General features: G+C 69.7%; 19 protein-coding genes. 12 read left to right on the forward strand and 7 right to left on the reverse strand.

Annotation, left to right across the window (positions count from 1 at the left end):
- Nucleotides 1-3: 3 nt before the first annotated feature.
- On the forward strand, nucleotides 4-3900 hold the full coding sequence (locus tag FCH28_RS39605; RefSeq protein WP_246103506.1) for a serine protease: 3897 nt from the start codon (nucleotides 4-6) through the stop codon (nucleotides 3898-3900).
- A gap of 201 nt (nucleotides 3901-4101) precedes the next feature.
- A complete protein-coding gene (locus tag FCH28_RS37355) occupies nucleotides 4102-5049 on the forward strand; it encodes a bifunctional riboflavin kinase/FAD synthetase (RefSeq protein ID WP_136744893.1) in 948 nt (315 codons plus the stop codon).
- 77 nt (nucleotides 5050-5126) lie between these two features.
- Here FCH28_RS37355 and FCH28_RS37360 read toward each other — a convergent pair whose 3' ends face one another.
- The 3 genes from FCH28_RS37360 to eccE form a co-directional block, all read right to left on the reverse strand.
- A complete protein-coding gene (locus tag FCH28_RS37360) occupies nucleotides 5127-7787 on the reverse strand; it encodes an SCO5717 family growth-regulating ATPase (RefSeq protein ID WP_187364020.1) in 2661 nt (886 codons plus the stop codon).
- 353 nt (nucleotides 7788-8140) lie between these two features.
- Nucleotides 8141-8977 carry a hypothetical protein gene (locus FCH28_RS37365; protein ID WP_136744895.1) on the reverse strand — a complete coding sequence of 279 codons (837 nt, stop codon included), beginning with the start codon at nucleotides 8975-8977 and terminating at the stop codon, nucleotides 8141-8143.
- On the reverse strand, nucleotides 8977-10344 hold the full coding sequence (gene eccE / locus FCH28_RS37370) for a type VII secretion protein EccE (RefSeq protein WP_425472078.1): 1368 nt from the start codon (nucleotides 10342-10344) through the stop codon (nucleotides 8977-8979). The genes FCH28_RS37365 and eccE overlap by 1 nt, the downstream gene beginning before the upstream one ends.
- Before the next feature lie 184 nt (nucleotides 10345-10528).
- Here eccE and FCH28_RS37375 point away from each other — a divergent pair, with 184 nt between their 5' ends.
- The 9 genes from FCH28_RS37375 to FCH28_RS37410 all read left to right on the forward strand — a co-directional run bounded on the left by FCH28_RS37375 (nucleotide 10529) and on the right by FCH28_RS37410 (nucleotide 19815).
- The gene (locus FCH28_RS37375) at nucleotides 10529-12202 is read left to right on the forward strand and encodes a type VII secretion protein EccB (RefSeq protein ID WP_136744896.1); all 1674 of its coding nucleotides are present in this window, start codon (nucleotides 10529-10531) and stop codon (nucleotides 12200-12202) included.
- Nucleotides 12203-12598: 396 nt separating this feature from the next.
- Complete coding sequence (locus tag FCH28_RS37380; protein WP_136744897.1) at nucleotides 12599-12922, forward strand: WXG100 family type VII secretion target; 324 nt, start codon at nucleotides 12599-12601, stop codon at nucleotides 12920-12922.
- A gap of 125 nt (nucleotides 12923-13047) precedes the next feature.
- Nucleotides 13048-13341: a WXG100 family type VII secretion target gene (locus FCH28_RS37385; protein ID WP_136744898.1), complete on the forward strand. Its 294-nt coding sequence runs from the start codon at nucleotides 13048-13050 to the stop codon at nucleotides 13339-13341.
- A 213-nt stretch (nucleotides 13342-13554) separates the two neighbouring features.
- Nucleotides 13555-14823, forward strand: a complete 1269-nt coding sequence (gene mycP / locus FCH28_RS37390) for a type VII secretion-associated serine protease mycosin (protein ID WP_246103507.1) — start codon at nucleotides 13555-13557, stop codon at nucleotides 14821-14823.
- 2 nt (nucleotides 14824-14825) lie between these two features.
- Nucleotides 14826-15131, forward strand: coding sequence for a hypothetical protein (locus FCH28_RS37395; RefSeq protein ID WP_136744900.1), 306 nt, complete (start codon nucleotides 14826-14828; stop codon nucleotides 15129-15131).
- 63 nt (nucleotides 15132-15194) lie between these two features.
- Nucleotides 15195-16802 (forward strand): hypothetical protein, encoded by a 1608-nt coding sequence (locus FCH28_RS37400; protein ID WP_136744901.1) that lies wholly within the window; start codon nucleotides 15195-15197, stop codon nucleotides 16800-16802.
- A 96-nt stretch (nucleotides 16803-16898) separates the two neighbouring features.
- Nucleotides 16899-18239: a S8 family serine peptidase gene (locus FCH28_RS37405; protein ID WP_136744902.1), complete on the forward strand. Its 1341-nt coding sequence runs from the start codon at nucleotides 16899-16901 to the stop codon at nucleotides 18237-18239.
- Between the two features lie 177 nt (nucleotides 18240-18416).
- Entirely contained in the window at nucleotides 18417-18695 is a 279-nt protein-coding gene (locus FCH28_RS39610) for a hypothetical protein (protein WP_246103508.1), read from the forward strand.
- Entirely contained in the window at nucleotides 18661-19815 is a 1155-nt protein-coding gene (locus FCH28_RS37410) for a S8 family serine peptidase (protein WP_246103509.1), read from the forward strand. The genes FCH28_RS39610 and FCH28_RS37410 overlap by 35 nt, the downstream gene beginning before the upstream one ends.
- A gap of 118 nt (nucleotides 19816-19933) precedes the next feature.
- Here FCH28_RS37410 and FCH28_RS38600 read toward each other — a convergent pair whose 3' ends face one another.
- Nucleotides 19934-20950 (reverse strand): WXG100-like domain-containing protein, encoded by a 1017-nt coding sequence (locus FCH28_RS38600; RefSeq protein WP_187364021.1) that lies wholly within the window; start codon nucleotides 20948-20950, stop codon nucleotides 19934-19936.
- Nucleotides 20951-21097: 147 nt separating this feature from the next.
- Entirely contained in the window at nucleotides 21098-21433 is a 336-nt protein-coding gene (locus tag FCH28_RS37420; RefSeq protein WP_169314354.1) for a hypothetical protein, read from the reverse strand.
- Between the two features lie 377 nt (nucleotides 21434-21810).
- On the opposite strand from FCH28_RS37420, the gene FCH28_RS37425 reads away from it, so the two are divergent.
- Complete coding sequence (locus tag FCH28_RS37425) at nucleotides 21811-22128, forward strand: hypothetical protein (RefSeq protein WP_136744903.1); 318 nt, start codon at nucleotides 21811-21813, stop codon at nucleotides 22126-22128.
- Nucleotides 22129-22402: 274 nt separating this feature from the next.
- On the opposite strand, the gene FCH28_RS37430 is transcribed toward FCH28_RS37425, so the two are convergent.
- Together FCH28_RS37430 and FCH28_RS37435 are read right to left on the reverse strand one after the other, a co-directional pair.
- Nucleotides 22403-23722, reverse strand: coding sequence for an SUKH-4 family immunity protein (locus FCH28_RS37430; RefSeq protein ID WP_136744904.1), 1320 nt, complete (start codon nucleotides 23720-23722; stop codon nucleotides 22403-22405).
- Nucleotides 23719-26004, reverse strand: a complete 2286-nt coding sequence (locus tag FCH28_RS37435) for an ATP-binding protein (RefSeq protein WP_136744905.1) — start codon at nucleotides 26002-26004, stop codon at nucleotides 23719-23721. The genes FCH28_RS37430 and FCH28_RS37435 overlap by 4 nt, the downstream gene beginning before the upstream one ends.
- Nucleotides 26005-26248: the final 244 nt, after the last annotated feature.

The raw sequence follows: 26248 nt of genomic DNA on the forward strand, positions 1-26248 counted from the left end.
GCCATGGCGTTGCTGGATGCCGATGCGGACAGGGCATTGGTACGCATCCGTGACCTGGCGGGCCGGCTGCGCGGCACGGGGTTCCTGGCGGACCACCTCGGCACGGTCGTCACCAGCCATGAAGCGGTCGACGGGCTGGCCCGGGTGGTCCTGCAGCCGATGCACGGCGCCGGGGCCGGGGGAGTGCCGGCCGATGTCGCGCCGCAGGACGACGAGCCCGCCTGCCTGGTGGACGCCGACGCCGTCACGCCCCTCCCGGAGGCCGCTCTCGCCCTCGTACGGACCGACGGGTTCGGCTTTCCCCGGCTCTCGCCGCTGCCGGTCGCCCCCGACCGCCCCGCACCGGGCACGCCCGTACGGCTCTGGGCGGGCGGCTGGCGCAACGGGATCGTCGCCGGGACCGACTCCGGGGTGACGTACACGGCGACCGATCTCTTCCATCTCCTCGGCGAGACACTGGAGTTGGCGCTCTCCGCCGGTGGCAGGGACGCGCTCCGGCTGGGCGGTCCGGCGGCGGGCGGGCCGGTGCTGGACGCGCGGACCGGCGCGGTGCTCGGGGTGCTCGGCACCGCGCTCCATTCGCGGCGGCGGGTGGGCGGCTTCGCGGTTCCGCTGCGCGCGGTGGCCGACGCGACGCCGCGGGGCGCGCTGGCCGGGCTGCTGGAGCGCAACGCGGCGACCGTGCCCGCGTACGGCAGCGCGCTGAATCCGGCCGGCGCGCTGCGGCTCACCGCACCCTCCGCGGCGCGCGCCGGGCGGCCGGGACACTGGCGGGAACCGGTCGAACGGCCCGATGTGGCAAGGGAGTTCAGCCGGTTCGGGGCGGCTCGGGAGCGGGTTCCCGGCTGGGCGGACGGGGCGCTGGTCCTGGGGCTGGTGGGCGATCCGGGAACCGGGCGGAGCACGGAACTGGCCGGTCTCGCCGCCCGCCGCTCCCAGGGCGAGGCCGCGGCCCCTACCCTCTGGCTGCGCGGCGCGGATCTGCGGGACGGCGACGACGGCGTACGCACGGCGGTGGAGCGCGCGCTGCACTCCGCCGGCCGCGGCCTCACCGCGGCCGGGCGGACCGTCGGCGACCCGCTGGACACCACGGCCGACGAACTGGCCCGGCGGGTGGCCGCGGCCGGGCGCCCGCTGCTCCTGCTCCTCGACGGACCCGAGGAGATGCCGACGGGCCTGGCACACCGGCTGGCCGACTGGACCGACGCGACGGCCGCCTGGCTGCACACCGCAGGGGTGCGGCTGGTCATCGCCTGTCGCCCCGAGTACTGGGAGCGGGCCGGCGCGCTCTTCCCGCCCGGTCTGCTGCACCGCCCCGAGCCCGCGTCGCCGCCCGGCGCGCCCCCGGCCTGGGACCTGCCCGCCTGCGTACGGCTCGGCGACCTCCCGCAGGAGCAGGCGGCGCGCGCCCGCGGCCGCTACGGCCTGCCGGAGGACTGGGAACTCCCCGGTTCGGGCGCGGCCGGGAACCCGGGGCGGCGGGCCGCGCCTGACGCCTGCCATCCGCTGGCGCTGCGGCTGCTCGCGGAGGTACGGGCGGCGCTGCCGAAGGGCGGCCCCCGCCCCGTCGGCGCACCCGGCCGGCACGAGATCTTCGACGCCTACCTGGACCTGTCCTGCCTGCGTATCGCCGTACGGATCGCCGCCGGGCGCCGGCCACCGCCGCGCGGTACGGACGTGCGCCGGCTCGCCGCGCGGGTGGCCGGACAGGTGCACGAGGCGGCCCGCCGGTGTCTGGGCCCCGGACAGGGCGGGCTGGACGGCGAGGCGTTCGAGAAGGTCTTTCCGCCGGAGCCCGGCTGGGGTGCCGCGGTGCTGGCAGAAGGGCTGCTGGTGCCGGCGGGCACGGGATACCGCTTCGCGCACGAGGAGTTCGCGGAGTGGCTGCAGGGCGGGCATCTCGATCTCGACGGGGCGTTGCGGATGCTGGTGCACGAGGGACGCGAAGGGCGCGAGGGGCGCGAGGGGCAAGGGGCGCCCACGGAGCCGGGGTCGGGGTGCGTCGGGCGGTCCGGCCGGCTGCCGTCCCTCGGCGGGCAGCACCTGGCCGGATCTGGCCCCTCCGCGCGCGCCCAGCCCGTCCCCGGACACCGCATCGGGCCGGTCGTCCAGGCGCTGCTGCTCCTCGCCCGGCGCGAGGGAACGGTGCAACTCACCCGCCGGCTCGCGGAGTTGGTGCCGCCCGCGACCGCCGCCGGACCCCCGCCGGCGCACGGTGAGCCCCGCTGGTGGGCCGCCCACCTCCTGGGCGAGGCGCTGCTCCGCGTCCCGGACGCCACCCCGTACACCGGCGTCCTGCGGCTGCTCGCCGACCGGATCACGAAACGTTCCGTCCGGGCGGGCGGCTTCGCGCACACCGGCCTGTGCGCCTTCGGGCCCGGGTTCTGGCGGCGTCTGCGGCTGGCCGACGAGGACCGGATGGAGCTGCTGCGCGTCCTCCTGCCGGCGGACGGGCCACCGGCCGCGGCGGGCGGCGCGGAAGCGGCCACCGGCCGGGCAGCGCCGCGCCACGGGCGCCACGCCCGGCCCTTCGCGGAGCCGCCGCGGGTCCGTGTCCACCCGGCCGACGCGGGTGCGACGCCACCCCCCGAGGGCAACGCCTCCCCCCACGTCCCCGACTCCCCGCAACCCCAGCGGTTTCTCGACACCACCGCGGAACTGCTGCGCGCGGACCCCGTACGGATCCAGCCATTGCTGTGCGCCTGGTTCGACGACACCCGCCGTCTGCACCACGCCGCCCCGGCCGGCGACGCCCCGCCCGCCCCCGCACACCCCGTCACCGTCGCCTCCGCCGCCCAGGCCCTCCTCCACACCCACCGCCGGCGCGCCCTCGACGATCTGGCCGAGGCGCTCGTCGCCGCCGCGCACCCGAAGGCCGACGAGCTGCTGGACGCGCTCGCCGAGGACGAGCCGTCGGCGGTGTGCCGGGCCGTGGACCGCTGGGCCCATGACGCACGCCCCGAGCGCCGCCAGGCCGCCGCCTCCTACGGCCTGCGGGTCGCCCCGTACGCCGCCACCGACGCCGACCGCGCCCTGCTCCGCTACGGGGCCCTCACCCTGCTCTCCCGGAGCGCCGACGGCGCCCAGCACGGCCCCGCGCTCGCCCTGCTGGTGGGAGACCGCACCACCCGCTCCCAGGTGCTGGAGCGGGCGCTGGCCCGCTTCGTCGCGGGTGATCCCCGGCTGCCGCCCGTAACCTTCGCCGACGCCCTGGCCAGCCACCCCGACCAGGTGCTGGACGCGTTCCGGACCCGGCTGCTCGGCGGCGCCGGCTCGTCGGCGGCGACCGCCGTACTGCGCGTCCTGGTCGAGCTCGACGGCTCAGCTCCCGTGCCCCCGACGCTCGCCTACCGTGCCGCCGACCTGGTCCGCGAGTACGCCGAGAAGTACCCGGACCACGCCGCGCGGCATATCGCCGACTCCGTCGACCGGCGGCTTGAACACGGCCCCGGCGCCCGCGCCGCGGTCCGCCCCCTCGTGGTGGAGCTTCTGATGACCCGCTCCGCTCCGATCCGGTGCGCGCTCGCGCCTGTACTGGCCGCGGCCGGATCCGGCGACTCGGCCCCGCTGCGCCGGGTGCTCCTGGACATACTGCTGGCCGGCGAGACCTGCCACGCCAAGGGCCGCACCCGGGTGCTGGAAGCGGTGCTGCGGGCGGCCGCCGAGGACGCCGAGCAGCGGCCGGAGGACCGCACCCGGGAGCTGGTGCACCGCACCGGGCTGCTGCTGGCCCGTACGCCCGAGGGCGCGGCCTGTTTCGACCGGCGGCTGGGGGAGCTGGGGCGGCGGGTGCCCGGCTTCGCGCGGCGGGTGCGGGAATGGGTCGCGACGGAGCCGGGGGAGTGGGCGGCCATAGTCGGGCCCGGCGCCCGCGCCACGCTCGCGGGATGCCCCGGCTGACCGGCCGTCGACAGCCGGCCGCCGCCCCGTGCGGGACGGCCGGCGCACCCTCGACGGCCCCCCGGCTCCAGGGGTGTCCTATGCAACAGTGGCGAGGCCACCCTTCGCGCGTGACACCCTTCCCGGCATGGCAGTCTTAGACCTGCGCCATGCTGAATTGGCGCAATGGACGGACAAGAGTTCGGGCGAGGAGCGGGCACAGTGCAGCGCTGGCGTGGCTTGGAGGACATCCCCGAGGGCTGGGGACGCAGCGTCGTCACCATCGGCTCCTACGACGGTGTGCACCGCGGCCACCAATTGATCATCGGCAAGGCGGTGGCGCGCGCCCGTGAGCTGGGCATCCCGGCCGTGGTCGTCACCTTCGACCCGCACCCCAGCGAGGTCGTACGGCCCGGCAGCCACCCCCCGCTGCTCGCGCCCCACCACCGCCGCGCCGAGCTGATGGCCGAGCTGGGGGTGGACGCCGTGCTGATCCTCCCGTTCACCAAGGAGTTCTCGAAGCTGTCGCCGGCCGACTTCGTGGTCAAGGTGCTGGTCGACAAGCTGCACGCACAGGTCGTCGTCGAGGGCCCCAACTTCCGCTTCGGGCACCGGGCCGCCGGCAACGTCGACACCCTCGCCGAGCTCGGCGCCACCTACGACTACACGGTGGAGGTCGTCGACCTCTTCGAGCGCGGGGAGGCGGGCGGCGGCGAGCCGTTCTCCTCCACGCTCACCCGCCGCCTGGTCGCCGCGGGCGATGTGGCCGGCGCGATGGAGGTCCTGGGGCGGCCGCACCGGGTCGAGGGCATCGTCGTGCGCGGTGCGCAGCGAGGCCGCGAACTGGGCTTCCCGACGGCCAATGTGGAGACCCTGCCGCACACCGCGATCCCGGCCGACGGTGTGTACGCGGGCCTGCTGAACGTCGAGGGCGAGGCGATGCCGGCGGCCATCTCGGTCGGCACCAACCCGCAGTTCGACGGCAAGATCCGCACGGTGGAGGCGTACGCGATCGACCGCGTCGGCCTCGACCTCTACGGGCTGCACGTCGGCGTGGACTTCCTCGCGTACATCCGGGGCCAGGAGAAGTTCGACACGCTCGACGCCCTGCTGGAGCGGATGGCGATCGATGTGAAGCAGGCGCGCGGGCTGATCGCCGACGCGGGCTGAGCGCAGAGCACAACCGAAGGGGCGGGGCCCGGTACCGAAGTACCGGGCCCCGCCCCTTCTTCACGCCTGCGCCCCGCTCACTGCGGCGGTGGCTGCTGCGTCCAGCCGCCGCCGTCCGGCAGGGGGGCGTCCGGAGCCGGCTGTTGCTGCTGCCAGCCGGCCGGCGGCTGCTGCGGAGCCTGCTGCTGCCAGCCGCCCTGCTGCGGCGGGTATCCGGCCGGCGGCTGGGCCGGCTGGCCCTGCTGCTGCGGGTAACCCTGCTGACCCTGCTGCGGGTACTGCTGCTGGGCGTACGGGTCGCCGCCCATCTGCTGCTGCGCGTTCGGGTCGCCCCAACCGCCCTGCTGCTGAGCCCGCCGCGCGAAGTCCTCGGCCACCAGGGCGGAGAGGTTGAAGTACGCCTCGCGGGTCTTGGGCCGCATCATGTCGAGGTCGACCTCGGCACCCGCGGCGAGATGCTCGTCGAAGGGCACCACGACCACACCGCGGCAGCGGGTCTCGAAGTGCGACACGATGTCATCGATCTTGATCATCTTGCCGGTCTCGCGGACACCCGAGATGACCGTGATACCGCGCTGCACCAGGTCGGCGTAGCCGTGCGCGGACAGCCAGTCCAGGGTGGTGCTGGCGCTGCTCGCACCGTCCACGGACGGCGTGGAGATGATGATCAACTGGTCGGCGAGGTCGAGGACTCCGCGCATCGCGCTGTAGAGCAGACCGGTACCCGAGTCGGTGAGGATGATCGGGTACTGCTTGCCGAGGACGTCGATCGCCCGCCGGTAGTCGTCGTCGTTGAAGGTCGTCGAGACGGCCGGGTCGACGTCGTTGGCGAGGATCTCCAGACCCGAGGGAGCTTGCGAGGTGAACCGGCGGATGTCCATGTAGCTGTGCAGATGCGGGATCGACTGCACCAGGTCACGGATGGTCGCACCGGTCTCGCGGCGCACCCGTCGGCCGAGCGTGCCGGCGTCCGGGTTGGCGTCGATCGCCAGGATCTTGTCCTGCCGCTCGGACGCGAGGGTGGAGCCCAGCGCGGTGGTCGTCGTGGTCTTGCCGACACCGCCCTTGAGGCTGATCACCGCGATCCGGTAGCAGGACATCACCGGAGTCCGGATCAGTGCCAGCTTCTGCTGGCGCTCGGCCTCCTCCTTCTTCGCGCCCAGCTTGAACTTGGACGGCTGCGCGTTGGCGTTCGGCTTGCGCCTCTTGGGCTGGTTGCGCAGCAGTCGGTCGGAGGTCAGCTCGACCGCGGCGCTGTAGCCGAGCGGCGCACCGGGAGCGGAACGCTGCTGCGGCTGCTGCTGACCCGGCTGCGAGTACGAGGCGTAGTTCGCCGCCGCGTTCGGGTCGCCGGGCTGCTGACCGGGGAACGGCTGGTGCGGCGCCTGCGGCTGCTGCTGGGCGGCCTGTTGGGCCTGCTGCGCCTGGGCGGCCTGTGCCTGCGCTTGGGCCTGCGCCTGAGCCTGAGCCTGCTGAGCCTGTGCCGCCTGCTGGGCCTGTGCCGCCTGCTGCGGGTCGTAGCCGGCCTGCTGTGCCTGCTGAGGGTACCCCTGCGCTCCGGTCTGCGGATAGCCGTAAGCGGGCTGCTGCGCGGGCACGTTGGGGTTCTGCGGCTGCTGCGGCGCCTGCTGCGGCTGGCCCTGCTGGGGGTAGCCGTAGGCGGGCTGCGGATAGCCGTAGGCACCCTGCTGTTGCGCAGGTGCGCCCTGCTGCTGTTGCGGATAGCCCTGCTGCTGCGGAGCCTGCTGGGGCTGGCCCTGCGGATACCCGGCCTGCGGCTGCTGCGCGGGCGCCTGCTGCTGGACCTGCTGAGGCTGCTGCTGCGGCTGTTGGGGCTGCTGCGGCTGACCGGCCTGGGCCTGAGCGGTACGCGGGTCGGCCGGCTGGAACTCCGGCGGCAGCGGCGGCAGCGCACCCTGTGCGGGCGCACCCTGCTGCTGACCGTCCGCGGCACCCCAAGGAGCGCCCTGCTGAGGAGCGCCCTGGGGCGCACCCTGCTGCGGCATTCCCTGCTGCGGAACAGCCTGCTGCTGCGGCGGGGCCTGCGGCGCCTGCTGAGGCTGGCCCTGGGCGGGCGCGGCGGACTGGGAGGCCACCGGGGCGGTGGGCTCGGGCGCGGGCGCCTGAGGGGCCGTGGCGGCGCCCTCCGCCGGGGAGTTGGCCGCGGCGGCGTCCTGCTGCGGCGCCGGTGCCACCGGGGCCTCGGGCTCGGCAGCGGCCTCCGCCGCCGGCTCGGAGCCGGCATCGGCATCGTCGTCATCGTCGTCGTCCCAGAGACCGGCCGACGGGTCGACACCGCTGCCCGAGCGCACATTGCCGGCCGCACCGTCGGCGGGCGGCGCCTCAGGGGCGGCCACCGGCTCGGCCGGGGCCGGCGCGGCGGCCGGTGCCTCCTCGGCGTCGTTGGGGCGCAGCATCGGGAACCCGGGCGGTCCGGCGTCCGCGGGCGGCGGAGCCATCGGCGCGGGCGCCCCCTGCCCGTGCGCACCCTGCGGCGCGCCCTGAGGGGGCCCCTGCAGCGGCTGGCCGACGGGCGGCTGCGCTACGGGGGGAGTTGCGGGGGCAGACGCAGGAGGAGCCGCAGCGGAGGCCGCGGCAGCCGAGCCGCCTCCACTGGTGTCGTTGCTCGCGTACCAGGACGGTGCGGCAAAGTCGATCTGAAATTCACCGGTCAGGTCGAACTCGGACTGGTCATCGTCAGGATCGCCGTCCGGACGGAAAGCCTCCTGCTCGTTCACTGTGCCTCCTGGTGTACTGCAACGCACCTGAACGGCAGGACCGGATACAGGCGGATCGATCGGATGTAGCGGAAGTCGGAACACACCACCCGGGGTTGTACCAACACTAACGTTCTCCATCCCCGTACCGGTCGGCCGTCGTGAGGTGCTCCTGCGGCTCTCAGCACAGCCTAATCAAGAGTCGGCCCAGAACGGCAGTCGGTGTGATGTCGTCTTCAAGCCCCGTGGGCGCACCTACGGGCGCACCCATGGATGCGCCCGTAGGTCGTGCCCTCGCGGACCGGTTCCGCACGGCGCTCGGGCGCACCGCGGGCAATCCGGCCCGGAAAACCGGGAATACCGGGAAATACGGTTCAGTCCATGCGGCGCGGGCCGCCGAGCAGGTTGGTCTCCGCCTCGGTCGGCTGCGTCATGACGAACTGGTGGCCGTCCCGCGAGCACCACAGCATGGCGTTGTCGCTGAGCGTCGGCAGTACCGCACCGACCTGCTCGGGCAGCCGCATGATTCGCGTCACAACCTCGGCCTCCTCGGGCGACAGCCGCTGCAGACCGACCAGGTCGGCCCGGCTGAGCATCTGCGGCGACCGCGGCCCGAGGAACGGCAGCACGGTCAGCACCGACTGCCAGGGGCTCGGCGCCAGCTGATTGCGCGGCGGCCGCGCACCCATGTCCCGGACGACGAGAACAGGGCTGGAAACCGACGGTCCCTGTGGCGCGATCTGACGCACCTCATGGACCGACACACACTGCTGCCCGCCGCCCGCGGCCTGTGCCATCTGGCCCCAGGCCGGCGGCCGCGCGGTCTCCACCGCGACCCGGGCGCCGGTGGCGACCGTACGCAGCGCCAGCACCTGCGCCATCCACATGCTGCCGACCAGCGCGATCTCCATGGGAGCCGGCCGCAGCAGGCTCAGCACGGCGGGCTGGTTCTGCGGGTCTATGCCGATGATCACGCCGTCGTCGCCGACCGGCAGGGTCAGCGCGGAGAGCGACTCGGCGGTCAGCACATGCGGGCTGCGCCGGGGGCCGCGGAGCCCGAACCCGGGCCTCGGCTTCGGACCGGTCGGGCCCGACTCCTCCTCGTCCGGACGCGGTTGGTGCGCCATACGGTGGCTGGCACCGCCGGTGGGGGTGCGCCAGCCTTCGCTGCTGACGCTGACACCACGGGGCTGATAGGTGGGAGTTGCCATCAGCGGGTACCTCCGAGGGGAAGCGTGGCCAGCAGGCCGGGCAGCTGCTCGCGGTCGAGCCGCACGAGCCCGACCTTCACCGAACCGGAACGGCGCTCCAACTCGTTCTGCGCGGCGGAGAGTTCGTTCTCACTGCGGGTCGACAGACGGACGTAGCCGGTGATGGCCGGGGTGCGGCCGCCACCGTGCGAGGCGGTCAGCGAGAAGGTGCTCGCCATCGCCCGGGTGCTGGTCAGCAGCTGGGTGACGGCCGCCAACGGCGCACCGCCCTGGCCCAGTTGGGGCCACCGGCCGATCCAGTACGTCGAGTGCCAGCGGTCGTCGCAGCGCCAGGCCCGGGTGGTCTCCTGGGTGCGGCGGGCGGCCCGCCCGTCCCGGCCCATCGCGCCGTTGGCGGCCCGCGGGCTGACACAGACCGCGGTGCCGATCGCGGCCACGACCTCGCGCTCGTCGAGCACCCTGGCGCGCACGCCGTGCGCGGTGAGCCGGCTGACGAGCTGGTCGGCGGCGCGCAGCAACGCGCGCTGGGCACCGTCCATGCCGCCGCCGCGCGCCTCGATCGCCTCCGCGCACAGCTCCGGGTCGAGCTTCAGCGCGATCCACGTCAGCTGAACGGCGGGCGTCTGTGCCTGCGCCTGGAGCGGCGCGTACGAGCGGGCCGCGACGGCCTGTTCGGGCAGATGCGGTGCCGGAGCGGGCTGGGTGTACTGGACGAACTGCACCGACTCGAGGTGGATGTCCTCGATGTCCAGCGCGGTGTGCAGCACGTCGAGCGGCAGCATGTGGCTGCCGCGCTGCGGCCGCAGCGGCTCGTCGCGGGCGTCCACCTGCACGAGGGCGGTCAGGAACGTACCGTCGCCGACGAAGCCGATGGGACGCTGCTCGATATCGGTGTACTCGAAGGTGCGCAGCGCCGGTTCGCACTCCACGACCGGGGCGAACGCGGGGTCGACGCCCTGCGTCGCGCCCACCGCGGACGCGGTGTTCTTGCCGCGGCGCTTCATGGCCTGCACGGTCGTGATCCACTCCGGGAGCGGAATCTTACGACGTCGGCCGAGCGCGAAGATGACGAGGACGGCGGCCACCACGACGGCCGCCGTCAGTGCGGCGTAGTTGATCGACCAGCCCACCAGCACCAGTGCGGCGGCGAGTTCGATGATGGCCAGCTGCTGTACGCGGACCCCGCCGATGTTGCCGGCCTGTCGGCGCAGACGAGGCGACACCGGCCCGGCCGGGCGGGCGGCCGCGCGCCGGCCGCCGTTCCCTCTGCCGCCGTTACCGTTCTGGCCCGCGTATTGCGGTGCAGCGGAAGGCTGTTGCTGCTGTTGCCGCCCATTGCGGCGTCGAGCCCTGGTGGCGCTGGACATCCCCCGGCCTGCTCCTCTACTGGTGGTGTGGCTCTAGGCGTATCGGTCGCCGCTGAGACTGGTGCGTTGGAAGGTGGCACCCGTACCGTACGGGTCGATCGACACAGGGCATAGTAGAGGGCGCTACGGCGGGAGTGCCGGGGGCGGTCGATGTGGATCCAACAATCGGGGAGAGAAAGCATCAATGGCATCACGTCGGGACGAGCTGAATGCGTATTCATTCGCGCGAAAGCGAACGAATGCGGCATTTCTGAAGCCGCTGCCGAACGGCTCGATCGAGAGCGCGCCGAAGCCGCTGAAGGCGGTGATGCCAAGCATCATGGTGGCGTTGTTGATCCTCGTGGGGTTCGGAGCGTGCGGCATTCTCAAGCCGGTCGCTCCGCAGGGGTGGGACGCGGTAAGGACAAATGTCCTCGTCGGTAGCGAATCGACCACGCGCTATGTCGTTCTGAAAAACAAGAACGGCCAGAAACTCCTTCACCCCATCCTGAACCTGGCATCGGCCAAGCTTCTTCTCGACCCGGACAAATTCAAGGTTGTCTCGGTCAAGGAAGCGGAGCTGGACGGAAAGCTCCCGCACGGCGCCGCCGTCGGCATCCCGTATGCCCCGGACCGGCTGCCCAGCACGGACGACGTCGACAAGCCGAAGGTCTGGGCGGTGTGCAACCGTCCCGGCAGCAGCGGTAACACCAACAGCAAGCCCCAGCAGGCCGTGTTCGTCCTGGGCGACAAGGACAAGAGCAAGGTCGACGGCCAGGGCAAGCTCGACCTGGACCAGGCGCTCTACGTCGAGGACGAGAACGACGAGAAGTGGCTGGTCGACTCCAACGGCATCGCGTTCAAGTTCGACGCGACCCTCGCCGAATTCGCGAACGGGCGCTTCAAGCAGCCGGGCGTGGACCCCGTACAGGCCAACAGCACCCTGCGCCGGATCATCTTCGGTGAGGCGGTGCCGCAGAAGGTCACCCAGGACTGGATGGACACGCTCATCAAGAGCCCGCTCCCGATCTACATGCCGACCATCGAGGGCGTGGGCCAGCCGGGCAGCGGAAAGGGCGTGCCGGAGAAGTACAACAAGGTCGGCACGGTGGTCGAAGACGGCTCGTCGGGGCAGAAGTACGTGGTGCTCCCGCAGGGTGTCCAGCAGGTCTCGAACTTCGTCGCCAAGCTCCTGCTCCAGGGGCCGACCGGGCAGAAGCTGAACGGCGGCGACAGCGTGATCGCGCCCAAGGTGGCGTCCGGCTCCCTCGACCCGATGCCCGACTCCCAGGACCCCGACAAGACCGCGAAGTACCTGGGCAACATTCCCTTCGGCAGCTACACCGACATCGAGATGCCCTGGCCGACCGAGGCCGTCGACGCCGCGAACAACTTCAAGTCCGGTTCGATGACCGGCGGTCTGACCAGCCCCACCCCCAACGGTGTGAGCTGCAGCGTCTACACGGGCACCAGCACCAAGTACCCGGGTGACGCGGGCAAGGCGCTCGGCTTCCCGAACGGTGTGCCGAACATGCAGACCTGGGTCGGCAAGGACTACCCGGCCAAGATCGCCGCCGGCTCCAACTCGTACGTCACCCCCGGCAGCGGCCTGCTGTTCAACCAGGTGAACACCGGCGCGCAGAAGGCCGGTGACGGCAGCCTGTTCCTCGTCACCGACACCGGACTGCGCTACTCCGTTCCGAAGGGCAACGACAGCAACACCCACACCGGCAAGGGCGACCAGGAAGTGGACCAGGCGCAGATCCACCTCGGCTACAAGGGCGCCCACCCGCCGCTGATCCTCAAGGCATGGTCCAGCCTGCTCTCCGCGGGCCCGAACCTGGCCGTCAGCGACGCCGAGAAGCCGCAGAGCTCCTGACCCGCTGACGCACGGAGGCCGCGCCGAACCCCGGAAAAATCGGGCGCCGGCGCGGCCTTCCGCACATACAGGGAGCCAATACCACACATGCTGGGAACCGATACCACATGGCTTCCGATTTCCGCACCGAAACTTCTCACTGTGATCTTCGCCCCGCCGGCACCTCTTCCACTTATTGACCGATAGCGTCATATCTGCCCGATTTCCCTGAACAACGTTTCGGCGACGGGTAGTTGACAATGTTGTGATCCCGTCACAAGACCCCGCACCCTGTTGGGAACAGACGTGTGGAGTGGTTAAAGTGGCCTAAGGCATCAGCAACAGATGCCGACCGGCGCGAGTGCCTTCACCGGCACAGCTCGGTACGACGTACAAGTCTCATGGGGGACGTTGACTATGGCTGGTCAGCAGTACACAACCACTGAAGAGGAGATGGTCGCGTTCAGCGGCAAGATCTCCTCGGTCAACCAGTCGATCCAGGGTGAGATCTCGCGCCTGAACACGGTCGTCGACACCATCACGTCCGGGTGGAAGGGTGCTGCGGCCTCCTCGTACAACCAGCTGCAGACGCAGGTGAACGAGGACGCGAACCGTCTCAACCAGCTTCTGAGCGAGATCAAGGAAGCGATCGACTCGACCACGAAGAACTACGCTGCTTCCGAAGAGGAGCAGGCTCAGTCGATCTCGCACGTCTCCGCCTCGGCTTCCCCGTTCGGATGATGGGGCCGCGCCGCCTCCCGCGGCGCACCGGCCCAGCCGCCGCAGCACGGGCAGCAGGCCAGTCCTGCCGGGCCCGCTGCGGCATTTGAATCGACCAGGCCTTATCAACTCCCGGAGGGGACACCATGGGTGGCCAGATCCTCGTCAATTTTGCGACGATCCAGCAGGCGAGCCAGGACGTGCGTGGCACGGCCAACAACATCCGTCAGCAGCTCGACGACCTCGAGGCGGGCGTGAAGAAGATCGCCGCGAGCTGGGAAGGCTCGGCGCAGGAGGGCTACCAGGCCCGCCAGCGCGAGTGGGACCAGCGCGCCGCTTCTCTGCACTCGACGCTCGAGGCCATCGCCAAGGCGCTGGACCAGGCGGCTCAGAACTACCAGAGCACTGAGAGCAAGAACGCCGGTATCTGGGCAGGCTGACCCAGCATCTGCGCGTCAGCGCAGACAGGGATGGCAAACGGCTGAGCAGCCCCGACGGCTCGCACAGTGGTCAATGAGGGCGAGCGCGCTGCAACGGTGCGCTCGCCCTTCTGCCGTCCACATATGCACCCAGGCCTCCCGGCCCCAAGACTTCTCCCTCCTCCCTCACCCCTCGTTCCGTCCATTCCGCCACACATGGAGAGCAGACAACCCGTGGGATCTCGCGCCATTGGTCACCGAGCCGGGCATCGCCGACGAGCGGCGGTCGCCCTGGTTACGGCGGTGTGCGCCGTCGGCCTTTCCTGCGCCACCGCGGCACCTGCGGTCGCGGACGAGAACGTGCCGCTGAACGGCAGCGAGTGCAAGTTCAACACCGATGACATCAAAGAGACCCCCTGGTCCCTGCAGCGCCTCCTGACCAATCAGATGTGGGAGTTCGGCAAGGGCGAGGGCATACGGGTCGGCGTCATCGACACCGGTATCGACGCCGGCAACAAGCAGCTGGCACCCGCGATCGGCGAGGGCGGCAAGAGCCTCGTCAAGGACGGAAACGCGACCGTGGACAAGGTCGGCCACGGCTCCAAGGTCGCAGGCATCATCGCCGCCCGCCCCAAGCCCGGCTCCGGTTTCGTCGGCATCGCGCCCGGGGCGAAGGTCATCCCCTTCCAGCAGACCTCCGAAGAGAAGCCCGGAACCGCAGAGAGCCTCGCCAAGGCCATCAAGCAGGCCCTTGATGCCGATGTCAACATCATCAACATCTCCCAGGGCACAGGCGCCAATCCGAAGTTTCTGCCCCAACTCGAGCAGGCGGTAGCGCTGGCCGAACAGCGAGGTGTCCTCATCGTCGCCTCGGCGGGCAACGGCGGCGCCGACGGCGGGGAAAAGGAGATGTACCCCGCCGCCTACTCGGAGAAGTACAGCAACGTCCTGGCCGTAGCCGCCTCCGACCGCAACAACGAACGCGCGCCCTTCTCCCAGTCCGGTCGCTTCGTCAATATCGCCGCACCGGGCGTCGCCATGGTTTCCACCGTCCCGGACGGCGGCAACTGCGTCGACCAGGGCACCAGCTTCGCCGCTCCATACGCCGCGGGAGCCGCGGCCCTCCTCATGGCGAAGCACAAGGACGAGAAGCCCAAGTGGACGCCCGAACAGGTCATCTGGCACCTCGAGCAGACCGCGGAGCGCGTGAACAAGGGCCCGGACAAGCACATCGGCTGGGGCGTCGTGGACCCGGTGGCAGCGGTGAACGACGACACCAAGCCCACGGCCTCGCCGCAGCCGGACAAGGACAACTCGGCAGCCGACGCCAACATCGAACCGGCCGTCCTGGACATCGGGGAAAGCCCGGAGGACCGACGCGCCCGCATCGCCATCTACATCATCGGCGGCGGACTCCTCGCCGTCGGCGCGGTAGTTGGCTCCGCCATCGCGATCCGCGACTGGCGACGTAAGACTGGTTTCAGTACACACGGGGAGGCTTAAACATGGCTGAGTACGGCGTAGACCTGGATGCCTTGGACCAGGTCGTCAAGGAGCTCAACCACGTCCTCAAGCAGATGGGCGACGAGACGAGCACGGCTGAGAGCAGCACCTACCTGCCGCAGGGGGTCCTGGGAGAAGGGTTCAGCGAGGTGAGCGAGCTCTATGGCGCTCACGCCCAGGTGAAGGCTGACATCAACAAGATGATGAAAAGGGTCGAGGGCCTTATCGACACGTTCGGGAAGAAGTCGGCCAAGGTCAGGGACGCGTACCAGGACGCGGAAGCGGACAACAGCATGAACATGAAGTGACGTCACCCGGCGGATTACAGGTGACAGATGGGACATGTTCGATGATGGAGTGGGGGACAGCAGATGGCATCGAAGGAAACTGAGTTCAAGCCGGGACAGGTTCATCAGCCAAAGACAAGTATTGCGCCGGCCAAGGGGTCGGGTGAGGCCCAAGAACAAGGTCCCGCGATCCTCAAGAGCCGCCCGCAGTTCACTGAAAAGGAGCTCGCGGACCTCAAGACGATGCTGGTAGGGGCCAACCCGGGCGAAGTAGGCAACGTCGCCGAGGGCTGGAGGAAGGTCCGCGTCTCCCTCGTCGGCGAGGACTGGCACAGTGGCATCAAGAAGCACTTCGATGATGCAGTGATGAAGGTCCTGAAAACCTGGCACGGTCACTCTGCTGATCAGTTCGCTAAGGCGGCACAAGGGATCAGCGAGGACTTCGGGAACCTCGCGTCGTACCCGCACCTCACCGGCCACGTCCTGAAGCAGGTCAGCGAAAACCTCTCGGCAGCCAAGAAAGCCGTTGAGGAGATCGAAGAGCCTAGCTGGCTTGATGACCTGAGAGACAAGGTCGGTGACTCGGCGGGATCTATGCTAAAGGGCTCAGTAGTCGGAACCTTCTTCGGCGGACCGGGTGCCGGCACCGTGATCGGCGGGGTTGTGGGCTTCTTTTCTGGCGGGCGCGATGACTCGCAGCTGAAGGCTGACCTCAAGAACCCGAACATGACCATCGGGGATGCCGCTGCCAAGAACGCAAGCAACATCGATCCTGATAAGCAGGCTTCGCTGTTGGCTGGTCACTACATGGAGCAGCTGGCGACGACGTATCGGGCCGGCGCAAATGTATTGAAGAAGAACCGGGATGTGGTTGATGACGGTGGCCGCATCCAGCGGCCAGAAGACACTGATAACGGCGGGGCTATTGGAGGCATTGGGGCATTCGGTCCGACGCCGACCGGCCCCAAGGGCGGTGCGCCAGCACCGAAGATCCCGGGCATGAAGGGCGGCGGATACACAACCCCGAACCCGATGGAACCGCCGCGTCCGGGCGGAATTGACGGCGGGATCGGCAGCATGCCCAAGACTCCCGCGCCGCATGTCGGGACGGGCCTTGACGGCTTCTCAGGCGGCCTTGGCACTGGCGGCGGCGCCGGCGGGGGAATTGGCGGCGGCGCCGGTGGCGGCGTAGGCACCGGCGGTCTTTCGGGTTCTGGTGTCGGTGGCGGCTCAGGTTCGGGCATTGGCGGTGGCGGCGGCATGCCAGGCATGGTCGGCGGCGCTGCCGGCCGTATGGGCGGTGCTGGCGGCGGAGCGGGTGCCCGGGGCGCCGGCCGTGCCGGTATGCCAGGCATGGCCGGTGGTGCTGCCGGCGCAGGAAAGGGCGCCGGAGCCAAGGGGGCCGGCGGCAAGGGCGGTGCCATGGCGCGGCAGAAGGGCGGTGTCGTCGGCAAGGCCGGCAAGGCCGGAGCTGGCGCGCAGGGAGGATCCGGCCTGCACCGCAGCCGTGGCGGCACACAGAAGGGCGCAACTGGCGGTCGCCGTCCGGCGGGTATGGCCGGTGCTCCCGGTGCTCACGGCGGCAAGGGTAAGGACAAGGCTGAGAACGGCGGGCAGCGTCCTGACTACCTGGTCGAGGATGAGGAGACCTGGACCAAGGAGCGTAATGTGGCGCCCAAGGTCATCGAGTAGGGACCTGCCAGCCAAGATCAAGTGATCGGCGGAATCGAAGCGGGGCCCGCAGTCTTCGGTTTGCGGGCCCCGCCTTGTTAGGGAGAGGTGTACGGCATGAGCTTCACGCGAACGCTGCGTGCAGTGGGCGGCGCGGTGGTGGCGGGAGCACTGCTCTTCGGCGCCGCCCCGACCGCTTTGGCAGACGAGATCAGGGACGCTCAATGGCCGCTGAAGGCGTTTGACGCTGAGAGCGTATGGAAGGAATCGACGGGCAAGGGCGTCACGGTCGCGGTAATCGATGAACCCATCTACGGAAACCATCCGGACTTGAAAGGCAATGTGCTTCCGGGTAAGAGTTTCGTTGATGGTGGGCCTGGTGATCAGGAGAGCACGAAAGATCACGGGACCGCGATGGCGTCACTCATCGCCGGGCATGGGCATGGTGGAGGCAAATCCGATGGCGTGATGGGCCTAGCGCCGGATGCAAAGATCCTCCCCGTTGGGACGCCGGAATTCGGAGCAGGAGCGGAAGATACCGACCTTGGCGATTGGATCAAGTATGCAGTCGATCAGGGTGCATCAGTCATCAACATGTCGATTGAAGTGCCGTCTCTCTCAGATGCCGATAAGGAAGCGCTGACCTACGCGAGGCAGAAGGACGTCCTGGTTGTAGTGGGTGCAGGGAACGACGGGATGACCGACCTAGGCCCCTTGGCTTCATTCCCCGGGGTTGTTGCCGTGGGAGCGGTGGAAAAGACTGGGGCCATCTGGTCGAAGTCCAACGCGGGTAGCCAGATGATGCTTTCGGCTCCCGGCGTACAGATCACGTCTGCTTCTGCAGCGAGGTCTGACTACCCCTACCGGCGGGCCGATGGTACTTCTGACTCCACGGCCTATGTTTCCGCCGCCGCAGCACTCTTGCGTTCGAAGTTTCCTGACCTCACCGCCGGTCAGATCGCCAATCGTCTCGTCAAGACGGCTGCGCTCCCCAAAGGTAAGGAAAACCTCCAGCTGCCCGACCCGCACTACGGTTATGGCGTCATCCGGCCCTACAGCGCACTAACCAAGGACATTGCGCCTGGTTCCAAGAACGGCCCGCTGAAGACTCCTAAGGCGGACCCGACCGCGGATGCCGGAGGATCGACCGCTGGCGCATCGGGTGGCGATGAGGCAAGCGAGCAAGAGGACAGTGGGCTCGGCACCGGTGCCATTGTGGGCATCGTCGCCGGCATTTTCGCCGTTGTTGTGGTCATCGCCATCGTCATCGTTGTGGCCCGGAAGAAGAACGGCCGTAACGGCCCGCCCCCCGGTGGCCCTGGTGGTTATGGCGGTCCTGGCGCCCCTGGGTTCCCGCAGCAGCCTGGCCCCTACCAGCAGCAGCCCGGTGCGTATCAGCAACAGCCTGGCGCCCAGGGGTTCCCGCCGGCGCCGCCGACTCAGCCCCCGGGCCAGTGAGGGCCGGAATTGAGCACATGATGCAGTCAGGTTTTTGACTGTGGCTGTCTCGAGCATCGTGGTCTGATCCGTGGTTGATCAAGGATGACGCTTAGCTCGCGATAGTCAATCGACAGAAACGACTTAGGTCCGCAGCCTTCGGGCTGCGGACCCAAGTCTGTCTAGGGGGATTACGGCATGAGCTTCACGCGGACGTTGCGTGCGGTGGGTGGCGCGCTGGTGGCGGGAGCACTGCTCTTCGGCTCCGCGCCGACTGCTTTGGCGGATCAGATCAGAGATGACCAGTGGCCGTTGAAATCGTTCGACGCTGCAAGCACGTGGAAGGTATCAACAGGTAAAGGCGTCACAGTCGCTGTGATCGATGATCCCGTCAACGGCGATCACCCTGACTTGCGAGGTAATGTCCTGCCAGGGAAGGACGTTGAACGGCGGGCCTGCCAACCAAGAACATGTTGATGATCACGGCACGGCAATGGCTTCTATCATTGCCGGCCATGGGCATGGCGCTGGAAATTCAGCAGGTGTGAAAGGGCTGGCCCCGGACGCCAAGATTTTGCCAGTTAGTATCCCTCTTGGTGACGATGTAATTCACGACGCAGACTCGGGTGGCGTGGCAGCGGCGGTAAAGTATGCCGGTGACAACGGCGCTTCTGTCATCAACATGTCATTTGGTCAAGCTGTTCTAAGGGAGGAAGACAAGAAGGCCCTTGCCTACGTGGTCAAGAAGGATGTCTTCCTCGTCGTTGCAACGGGCAACGAGGGGGTGGGGCACCTTGATCAATTGACTTCCTACCCGGGAATAGTTGCTGTTGGTGCAGTCAACGCGACTGGCAGGGTCTGGGATAAGTCGAATTACGGCCCGCAGACCATGTTGACGGCACCGGGCACGCTCATCAGGTCTGCGGCGGCAAGTAAGCCGTACCGGCTCGCGAATGGGACGTCTGACTCTGCAGCGTATGTCTCGGCTGCCGCAGCTCTTCTGCGTTCGAAGTTTCCCAACCTCACTGCCGGTCAGATCGCCAATCGTCTCGTGAAGACGGCCGGCCTGCCGAGAGGTCAGAAAGGACTGAAGCTCCCGGATCCGCACTATGGGTATGGCTTCATCCGCCCGTACCGTGCGCTGACGACGGACATTCCTGCTGGGCCCAAGAACGGTCCGCTGAGGATTCCCAACGAGGCGCCGTCAGCAGGCAAGAATGCAACCACCGCTCCTGGCGCATCCGGTAACAGCGGGGATCAGGCTAGCGAGGAGAATGACAGCGGGCTCGGTACCGGTGCCATTGTGGGTATCGCGGCTGGCGCGTTCGCTGTTGTCGCGATTATCGCCATCGTCATCGTCGTGGCCCGGAAGAAGAACGGCCGTAACGGCCCGCCCCCCGGCGGCTACGGCGGTCCTGGTGGCCCCGGGTTCCCGCAGCAGGCCGGTCCGTACCAGCAGCAGCCTGGCGCCTATCAGCAGCAGCCGGCTCCGTTCCAGCAGCCTGGGCAGTATCAGGCGCCCGGCTCGTATCAGCAGCAGCCGGGTGTTCCTGGTTACTATCCGCCGGCTTCGCCTAATCAGCCGCCGGGGCGGTAGGGGTTTGACGGATGTGTGATGCCCTCGGGTTCTGTGGATGGTTGGTGATCATCCACAGAACCCGAGGGCATTTTGGGTGAGGCGGCGGCCGTTGGCCGTTAGGCGTTGTTGGCCGGGGTCAGCCGAAGACTGAGCGGACCTCGTCGGTGACCAGCGAGCGGGCCTCGTCTGTTACGTCCTGGTGGCGGGTGGCGGCGCCGCCGGTGCGGCTGTCCACGTGGCGTTGGGCGGCGTCCAGGCCACGGTTGGTGTGGTTTTCCGCGCGGTTGGCGAGGTCTTCCTTGGTGTGGTCGATGTAGGTCTGGGGGTCGGTGAGGGCGTCGGTGGTTTCCTTGACGTAATCGCCGGCCTTTTCCTTGGCGATGTCCGCGGTTTCGCCCCAGTCGATGCCGTCGCGTGCGCCGAAGTGGCTTTCGATGCCTTGCTCGGCGACGTTTGCCGCCATCTCCTTGCCGGCTTCGGTGGCCTTTTCCTTGGCCCCCTCGACCACGGTCTCCTTGACCGTTTCCTTGATTTGCTGCTTGGCGTAGTTCATCGCCAGCTTGCGGGTTTCCTTGGACACCGCCTTCTTGGCCAGGTCCTTGGTCATCTTCTTGATGGCGTCCATCGTGGCGTGTTCCATCGCCTTGGTGGCCGCCTCCATGACCTCGCGCTTGAGCTTGTCGAGGATCTGGCGGATGGCAACGCGGGACAGCTGGGTGGCGCCGGCCGCGCCGAGTTCGGACAGGCCCAGGGTGAAGGGGGCGGCGGCCTGGGCGGCGATGAGTTCGGCGGCGGTGATCACGAGCTGGACAATGACCGCGATCTTGCCCGCGATGATCGCGAGCGCGGCCGCGTCGAAGGCGAGTGCGATCACCTCGGCGGCCATGGCCGCGTCGCGGAAGTAGTTGTCGCCGCCCGCGCTGCCGTTATAGGCGCCCCATTCCTTGGAGAAGCCTTCGACCGCCTCGCCCGAGTTGGAGGAGAAGACTTCGTTGGCCGCGGTCGAGCCATCGGAGTTCGCCTGGTTCACGGCTTCGGCGAAGTCGCGCCAGATCTGGGCGCATTCGAAGAGTTTGTCCTCGTCGGCGTCCGGCCATGAGAATCCGAGAAGGTCGAGGACCCAGGAGACCTCGCCTGGCAGCGTCAGTGACACAGTGATCGTCCCCCGTGCAGTGGTAGCCGAATAGTGCTGAGTGGGATGAGCGTGAGGTGGAGAGGGAGGTGGAGGCAGGGGTGGGGAGGGGGCAGCGGGTTATCCGGGTTGGCCCGGGGGTGGCTGCCTCGGTGCGGCGGTGGTGCCTCAGATTTGCGGGCGGCCGACGGCGCTGATGGTGTGGATGCCCTGCTCGTCGGACTCGGCGTACTGCTTCGCCATGGAGCCGAGCTTGTCGCCGATGCCTTCGAGGCGTTCGCCGAGGGAGTCCATCGAGTCGAACATGCCGTTCGCGATGGGTTCGTAGATCGTCAGGAAGATCTCGCCGAAGTCGCAGCCCTCGAACGCCTTTTCCGCGGCGTCCTTGTCGACACCCTGTCGCAACTTCTTCGCTGCATTGGAGAAGTCGGTGCCGATATGGACGAAAACGTCCCCCTGTGTCCTCAGCACATCCGGATCGACGTCGAATGCCTTGCCTGCCACTGCTACCCCCGTTTACGCCGGTTCACCGGACGCTGCTCGTCGATTCTAAGGATCTCACATTAGGTGACCTGAGCGTGGGCGTGTCAAGGCGAGGATGTGGTGGCTCGGTGGGGTTCGTGGCTATTCAACTGGGTTGAAATTGCGGGGAATTGACCTGGGGTGGCGGTGCGTGAATGTTCGGTGAATCCGGGGGCGGGGGTGGGCGGTGTGGGCTTGGGGATGCGGTTAATGACTCTTGGTTGTTGGTGACGGTGCGGGGGTTGGTGCGGGGCGGTTCGTTGTGGGGCGAGTTGATCGTGGGGGAGTGGTGGGGCGTGGCGGGGAATGCCTGGGATCGGGGCGCGGCGACGATCATCGGTCCCGTAGCATTTCCGCTCATGGACGCACCGGAAACCGGGGACGCACCCGAGAGCGAAGAGCCCCTTCCCGAGAGCCGAGTAGGGCTGACACCCCGTCAGGCACGCCGAATACGCATTGTCCTGGCCTCGGTTCTGATGGGTGCGATGGCGGTGGTGCTCGTGGTGCGCCTGGCGTCTCGTACGTCGGTGCTGGTGGTCGGGGTCTACGGGGCCGCGCTCGTACTCTGCGGCATTGTGATCGAACTCAGCCGGAACGGGCGCACCCGGCTGGGCACCTGGCTGCTGAGCGTAGGCCTGGCAGCGGCACTGGCGGCGGATTGGCTGCTGTTGCCGTGAGGCCCGGGGGGCGGAAGGCCCGTGAGGCCCGTGACGAGCCCGAGGCCCGTGACGCCCTGATGCGGTGACGTCCTCCCGCGCGCACGAAAGGCGTACGAAAGCCGGCCTCCCCATGAGGGCCCGGACTTCCCCGGGCCCCGGCTCGGCCGGCCTCCGTCGCGTGCGGCGTTCAGACGCCAGATCAGATGCCAGACGTCGAAGCGCCTAGGCGCCCCGCGCCCCGCGCCCCGCTCAGAACAACAGCGTCAGAACAACCGGCGTCAGAACCACCACATCAGAACAACCCGTGCCACATCTGCTCGATGATCAGCGACCACCAGTTGCCCACGTCGTCCAGTGCCCAGGAGTCGATCGCCGCGATCTGCTCCTGGAAGGCGGCGACCGCGGCGCCCGCCGCGTACGGGTCCATGCCCTGCATCCGCTGCCGGGTGGTCACCAGCAGCGCCAGCGAGCGCAGATACGCGGCGAGCGTGCGGTTGACGAAGCGGCCGCCGCCCGAGGACGGCTGGACCGCCCAGACCGTGCCGACCAGGCCCTGGTTCTGCTCCGGGGCGACGCACTGCACGGCGATCGTGTAGAGGCCGTCGGTGCCGAGCCGGACGTAGCCGGCGAGGGTCTCCAGCGTCGCGTCCTGCGCCTCGGTGCCGGTCTCCCGCAGGTAGGTGGCCATATCGGTGAACAGGCCGCCGGCCGGCGGGTTGCCGGCCTGGTCGGCGGTGAAGAAGTACGGGACCTGGAGAGGCAGTCCGGCCCAGGTGAGCGTCTTCTTCGCGGCCTCGGGCAGCTGGGTCGCGGCGATGTCGTCGGCGTCCGGACGCACCACGCCCTCGGGCCCGAAGACCTCGGTCAGATGCTTGCCGAGCGCCACATCGCGCATCGGCTGCGCGGCCTCGACGTTCTGCGGAACCGGCACCCGGTGCGGCTGCGGCGGCGCCTGCTGGCCGGCCAGTTGGTGCATCATCTGGACGTGCCGCAGCAGCCCGGCGATGCCCTCCGCGCGCTCCTCGGGCCGCATGCCGTAGCCCTCGGTACAGGAGAACGAGGCGTTCGGGAAGCCTCGGAAGATGAAGTCGCCCGGATAGCCGCCGGGCAGCAGCGCCGGCCGCAGGTCGGTGTGCACGGCCCGGACGTCCTCGCCGCGTACGCCGAGTCGCCGCAGCTCCTCGTGCAACTGGAACTCGGCGGGCGGCATTCCGGGGGCCGAGACCTTGGCGAGGCTGGTCTCCTCGCCGGTCGTGGGGTCGTTGTAGGTGGCGACGGCGGTGTTGCCGGGGCCGGTGACCGGCGGCTGGGCGGGGGCGCCCGCACCGGCGCCGTGCTTCTGCTGGTACATCCGTACGACCTCGTCGACCGGTACGGACGGCCAGACCGTCAGCTCGCCGGAGGCGCGGTCGACGACGCCGCACGCGGTGCCGATCTCGGCGGGCGGGCGCCGCTGCCCGGTCTGCGGGTCGACCTCCGGGGGCGGCGGTACGGCCCATACCACCCAGCCGAGGTCGAACTCCTGCATGGCCACCTCGCGCGGCGGGCCCTGATGCCCTTCGGGGTTGAGCCAGCGGGCGGCGGTGGCGTGTGCCTGCGCCTGGGTGATCACGAGTGGTCTCCTTCGAGGCCGTGGGAAGCGTCAGCGTCATGGGCGCCGGCGGCCTGGGCCGGCACGGTGGGGGCGGCCGCCGCCGGGGCGGCCGCGGTGATCTGCCGGGCGGTCACGCCGCGCGCGGTGGAGACCAGGAGGACACCGTCCGGCGAGAGGTCGGCGCCGGTGAACGGAGTGTCGGAGATCAGGGCGGCCACCACCTCCTGGTCCGCACGGGCCCACACGCGCAGATAGTCGGCGCCCCGGCTGATCCCGAACGGCGCCGCGGCCCGCTCGTCCTCCGTGGGGCGGAGCACCAGCGCCGGGTCGGCGTCGACGTACCCGGGGCGCAGCAGATCGTGGAGGAGCAGGGCCCAGCCGCCGCTCGCGCCGGCGTCGCCCTCCGGGCGCGGCAGCGAACGGGAGCCGGGAGTGCCCTCGGGGACGAGGATGGCGGCCACGGGGCGGACGCCGCCGGACGCGCCGGGCGCCTCGCCCTGGACGCCTTCGGCGGTCACGTCGTTCGCGCCCTGCTCCGGCGGTATGTTCGCGCCCTGTTCCGTCGATGCGTTAACGCCCCGCTCTGCCGATGCGTTTGCGTCCTGCTCCGACGGCGCGTTCCCGCCCTGCTCCGACGGTGCGCTCACGTCCTGCTGCGGCAGGGAACCGACCGTCACCGAGCCCGCCCCCGCCAACGGCAGGCTCCACAGCGTGCGCCACGGCAGCGTGAAACCGAGGCCGTGCAGCGCCTCCGCCCAGGGGGCCAGCCCGTCCTCCACAAAGGCGGTCTCCAGGAGCGCCGCCCGCATGTCGACCGGCGCCTGGGAGCGGGTGAGCAGGGGAGCGATGCGCAGATACGTACGGGCCGGCGCGCCCAGCTGCTCCAGCGGTACGGCCTCGACGGCGGTCCGCAGCGACACCGGGTCGGCGTGCGCGAACAGGCCGGGGTCGGTGAGGAGTTGGGGCAGCAGCCCGGCTTCGAGGGTGTGCGCGGCGAGGTGGTCGCGGATGTACGGATCGGCCTTGGACCAGTTCTGCTCCGGCACCGCCTCCAGCAGCGCCATGGCGATCTTGGTCTGTGCGTCGCGGGTGTCCGGCAGGCCGGCGCGGATCTCGTCGGCGATGCCGCGGTGGATCAGACGCAGCAGCGTACGGCCGCCGGCGCCCGAGGACGTCCCGGACTCCCCGGAGCCGTCTCCGTCCGCCGCGTCCGCCTCGTCCGCCCCGTCCCCAGCCTCAACCGGCTGGATGAACGGTGCCGCGAGCATCATGCCGTCGGCGATGTCCTGGCTCATGTCCCGCCCGGCGATGGCACTCGCCAGCGTCCCCAGCAGCTGGACGGGCAGGCCCTCGCCCTCGGCGAACGCCAGCGGGGCCAGTATCAGCCGCAGGGTCTGCGGGTCGGCGCCGAGGCGGCGGGCGTGCAGGTCCAGCGCCTCGCCGACATCGGCCGGCAGCTGGGACTCGTCCGACGGATCGAAGCCCTCGGGCTGCATGAGCAGCGACTGCACGGCGAGTTGGACGGTCAGCCGGTTGCCGTTCGCGCGCCGGGCGATCGCCTCGGCGAGCGTGCGGCGCGCCTCGGGGTCGGTGGTGTACGGGCGCTCGGGCGACTCGGTGGCCGCGAGGAGCGCGGTCTCGGCGTGCAGTACCAGCCCCTCGGGGTCGGCCCACTCGGGCTCGTCGAGATCGATGATCTGCACCTGGCCGCGGGGCAGCGATCCGGCCAGCTCGGTGGCCAGTTCGCGGGGCACGTCGGCGAGCAGATACACCGACTCGGTGGCGGCGAGCGGTTCGAGGACGTCGCGCACGAGGCGGGCGGGCTCGTCCGCCGCCCGTACGGGACCGGCGCTCTCGACGTCCGGCACCACGATCGTCACCGGCTCCTCGCGGGCGCCGAGTTCGGTGAAGATGTCATCGGTGCGGCCGGCCGACAGCTCGTAGTGGTCCGCGAGGGTCCACAACAGCTGTGCCGCGGTGAGCCCTTGGGGGTTCGGGACGGCGGGCGCGGGGAGGTCCGGGGGCACCGTCGCCGGGTCCAGGTCGTCCAGCGGCAGCCGCTTGCGGTACTCGGGGTCGCACAGCATCAGAAAGCCGGTGATCAGACGCGAACGGCCGCTGCCGGGGCTTCCGGTGAGCACGATGACGCGGGGCGCACCGGGCCACCGCATGCGCCAGGCCGCGAGCGCGCGGAGCACGGCGGTGCGGCCGCCGATGAATGGGTGCGGTGCGTAACCCGCCGAAGCGCTGCCGGCGGTGCCGGTGGCGTCGGTGGCCTCTTCTCCGCCTGCGGCGCTCATGACTTCCTCGTCCCCCATGAAATCCCGCCCTCCACAGTCGTGGAATCCTGCGTCTACCTGGCCGATCCTATGATCCGGGGCGCGTTCGAGGGACCGCAGGGGTCCCGCTGTACCGGAACCGGGACACGGCGGCCGGGCCCCGGCCGACGGAGGTCGACGGAGGCTGAACGGCGGCCGACGGACCTCAGCACACGTCAGCGAGCGTCAGCGAACGCCAGCGAACTTCTGCGAACTTCGGCGGACG

The sequence above is a fragment of the Streptomyces piniterrae genome, from assembly GCF_005048155.1.
In the GTDB taxonomy this organism is placed as follows: Bacteria; Actinomycetota; Actinomycetes; order Streptomycetales; family Streptomycetaceae; genus Streptomyces; species Streptomyces piniterrae.

Coding starts and splice junctions, on each gene's coding strand:
- FCH28_RS39605 (WP_246103506.1), top strand. CDS start 4: ATGGCGTTGCTGGATGCCGATGCGGACAGGGCATTGGTACGCATCCGT.
- FCH28_RS37365 (WP_136744895.1), bottom strand. CDS start 8,977: ATGGCAACTCCCACCTATCAGCCCCGTGGTGTCAGCGTCAGCAGCGAA.
- eccE (WP_425472078.1), bottom strand. CDS start 10,344: ATGTCCAGCGCCACCAGGGCTCGACGCCGCAATGGGCGGCAACAGCAG.
- FCH28_RS37375 (WP_136744896.1), top strand. CDS start 10,529: ATGGCATCACGTCGGGACGAGCTGAATGCGTATTCATTCGCGCGAAAG.
- FCH28_RS37380 (WP_136744897.1), top strand. CDS start 12,599: ATGGCTGGTCAGCAGTACACAACCACTGAAGAGGAGATGGTCGCGTTC.
- FCH28_RS37385 (WP_136744898.1), top strand. CDS start 13,048: ATGGGTGGCCAGATCCTCGTCAATTTTGCGACGATCCAGCAGGCGAGC.
- FCH28_RS37395 (WP_136744900.1), top strand. CDS start 14,826: ATGGCTGAGTACGGCGTAGACCTGGATGCCTTGGACCAGGTCGTCAAG.
- FCH28_RS37400 (WP_136744901.1), top strand. CDS start 15,195: ATGGCATCGAAGGAAACTGAGTTCAAGCCGGGACAGGTTCATCAGCCA.
- FCH28_RS37405 (WP_136744902.1), top strand. CDS start 16,899: ATGAGCTTCACGCGAACGCTGCGTGCAGTGGGCGGCGCGGTGGTGGCG.
- FCH28_RS39610 (WP_246103508.1), top strand. CDS start 18,417: ATGAGCTTCACGCGGACGTTGCGTGCGGTGGGTGGCGCGCTGGTGGCG.
- FCH28_RS37425 (WP_136744903.1), top strand. CDS start 21,811: ATGGACGCACCGGAAACCGGGGACGCACCCGAGAGCGAAGAGCCCCTT.
- FCH28_RS37435 (WP_136744905.1), bottom strand. CDS start 26,004: ATGAGCGCCGCAGGCGGAGAAGAGGCCACCGACGCCACCGGCACCGCC.